This window comes from Synechococcus sp. R55.8 (genome assembly GCF_047461895.1).
Classification (GTDB): domain Bacteria; phylum Cyanobacteriota; class Cyanobacteriia; order Thermostichales; family Thermostichaceae; genus Thermostichus.
Genome location: NZ_JANSIB010000003.1, coordinates 42,099 through 44,875, shown reverse-complemented (window position 1 = coordinate 44,875; position 2,777 = coordinate 42,099). Strand labels below are relative to the sequence as shown.

The window sequence follows — 2,777 nt, the reverse complement described above, 5'->3', positions numbered from 1 at the left end:
GTGAAAGCCCCGATCCCGTTCGTGTCAGCAGTGCGGAACATTTTGGCCAGGCCCGCCGTTAGAGGACAAAGTTAACCAGCTTTTTCGGCACCACCACCACTTTTTTGGGTGTTGCCCCCTCCAGGTATTTCTGCGCTGCTTCTGACCGAAGGGCCAACTGTTCCTGCTCCTCCGGCGTTACCTCGGCAGGGGCCTCAAACGAGCCGCGCAATTTGCCGTTCACCTGAATCACAATGGTCACCGTGTCGGCCACCAGCGCTGCCGGGTCATAGCTGGGCCAAGACTGCCGATGCACCGAGTCTGCGCCCCCCAGCGCCTGCCACAGCTCCTCCGCAATATGGGGGGCAAAAGGCGCCATCAGCAACACCAGCGTGCGGATCCCCTCTGCATAAACCGGCGAATCCGGGATCCCGGCCTCCCCCAGAGCATTGCTCAGCTTCATCAGCTCGGCAATGGCGGTGTTGAATTGATAATCGTTTTCCAGATCTTCGCTGACTTCCTTGATGGCGGTGTGGATGGCCCGGCGCAGATCTTTTTCCGCCTTGGTCAGGGATCCCACCTCGACCTTGGCCGGCAACAGCTCTGAGACCCTGCCCCGCCAGGACTCCGTCCCGCCACCGCGAACGACAAACTCGTACACCTGCCGCCAGACGCGGTTGAGAAAGCGAAATTGCCCTTCCACGTCGGCATCGTCCCACTCCAGATCCTTCTCCGGCGGGGCCTTGAACAAGATAAACATGCGGGCCGTATCTGCCCCGTAGTGGGCCAGCACCTCCTCAGGATCCACGCCGTTGCCCTTGGACTTGGACATGGTAGCGTAGATAACTTGCAGGGGCTCGCCCGTTTCCGGATCCCGCGGGTCGTTGGGATCCTGCACCAGAGCTGCCGGGATCCAGCGATCCTTGCCGGACTTGTTGGGGTTGTAGTAAGTGCGCCCTTGCACCATCCCCTGGGTGAGCAGACGCGAGAACGGCTCGTCAAAATCCAGCAGCCCCCGATCCCGCAACACCTTGGTAAAAAAGCGGGAATAGAGCAGGTGCAGGATGGCGTGCTCGATGCCGCCCACGTACTGATCCACCGGCAGCCAGGCGTTCACCTGGTCTTTGCGGAAGATCTCTCGGTCGTTGCGGGCATCGCTAAAGCGCAGGAAGTACCACGACGAGCAGATGAAGGTGTCCATGGTATCGGTTTCTCGGCGGGCTTCCGTGCCACAGGTGGGGCATTTCACCTTCACCCAGTTCTCCAGCTGGGCCAACGGGGATCCCCCTCGCCCCGTCAGCTCCACATCCTCCGGCAAGAGCACCGGCAGATCCTTCTCCGGCACCGGCACAATGCCACAGTGGGGACAATGGATCACCGGGATGGGACAACCCCAGTAGCGCTGCCGCGAGATCAGCCAATCCCGCAGGCGGTAGTTGATCTGCTTTTCCCCCAGCCCCTGGGCTTCCAGCCAGGCGATGGCTCTTTCCACGCTTTGCCCTGGGCCTTTGCCCACCGGGATCCCGTCTAGGGGGCCAGAGTTGATCATCACCCCTTCCCCCGTCCAGGCCGCCTGCAGTTCTGAGGACTCCGTCCCGCTGGCGCGATCCGTCGAGGATAAGGAACCCTCCGGCGGCTGCACCACCCGCTTGATGGGCAGGCCGAACTTGCGGGCAAACTCGAAATCCCGCTGGTCGTGGGCGGGCACGGCCATGATGGCCCCCGTACCGTAGCCCATCAACACATAGTCGGCAATCCAGATGGGGATCCGCTCTTGGTTAACGGGGTTGATGGCGTAGGATCCCGTCCAAACCCCTGTCTTTTCTCGGTCTTCAGCGCTGCGCTCGATCTCGCTGCGGGCAGCGGCCTGGGCTTGATAGGCTCTGACGGCCTGCAGTTGCTCGGCAGTGGTGAGCTTGTCCACCAAGGGGTGCTCCGGCGACATCACCATGAAGGTGGCCCCCCAGAGGGTATCGGGCCGGGTGGTGAACACTGCCAGCTCGTCCCCTGCCTCGGTTTTGAAAATCACCTTGGCCCCCACCGATTGGCCAATCCAGTTCTCCTGCATGGTGCGCACCCGCTCCGGCCAGCCGGAGAGCTTTTCCAGATCCGCCAGCAGTTGGTCGGCATAGGCGGTGATTTTGAAAAACCACTGCTTGAGCATGCGCTTTTCCACCAGGGCGCCGGATCTCCAGGAACGCCCCTCCGCATCCACCTGCTCGTTGGCCAGCACCGTCTGATCCACCGGATCCCAGTTCACTGGCGCTTCCTTCTGGTAGGCCAGGCCGGCCTTGAAAAATTGCAGGAAGAGCCACTGCGTCCACTTGTAGTAGTCGGGGGCGCAGGTGGTGATCTCCCGCTCCCAGTCGTAGGAGAGCCCCAGCCGCTGCAGTTGCTCCCGCATCTGGGCAATGTTTTGGTAGGTCCACTTGGCCGGCGGGATCCCCCGGTCGATGGCGGCATTCTCCGCCGGCAGGCCAAAGGCATCCCAGCCCATCGGGTGCAACACCGCGTATCCCTGCATTCGTTTGTGGCGGGCAATCACATCGGTGATGGTGTAATTGCGCACATGCCCCATGTGCAGGTTGCCGCTGGGATAGGGGAACATGGACAGAGCATAGAATTTGCGGCTCCCGTCCTTCAGCTCTGGGGTGCGATCCAGCCCGATTTCACGCCAGTGGGCTTGCCACTTGCTCTCGATGGCCTGGGGATTGTAGCGCGCGTCCACGGTTCGATGCTCCTGGGAAAAAAGCGCTCACGCTGGGAGATAGAAGCATTTTGACATACTCCCCACGCCA

The 2,777-nt window shown here is 61.7% G+C and carries 1 protein-coding gene; it reads right to left on the bottom strand.

Features of this window, described 5'->3' with window-relative positions:
• Nucleotides 1-58: 58 nt before the first annotated feature.
• The gene (gene leuS, locus NW829_RS00660) at nucleotides 59-2,707 is read right to left on the bottom strand and encodes a leucine--tRNA ligase (RefSeq protein ID WP_414416218.1); all 2,649 of its coding nucleotides are present in this window, start codon (nucleotides 2,705-2,707) and stop codon (nucleotides 59-61) included.
• Nucleotides 2,708-2,777 lie beyond the last annotated feature (70 nt).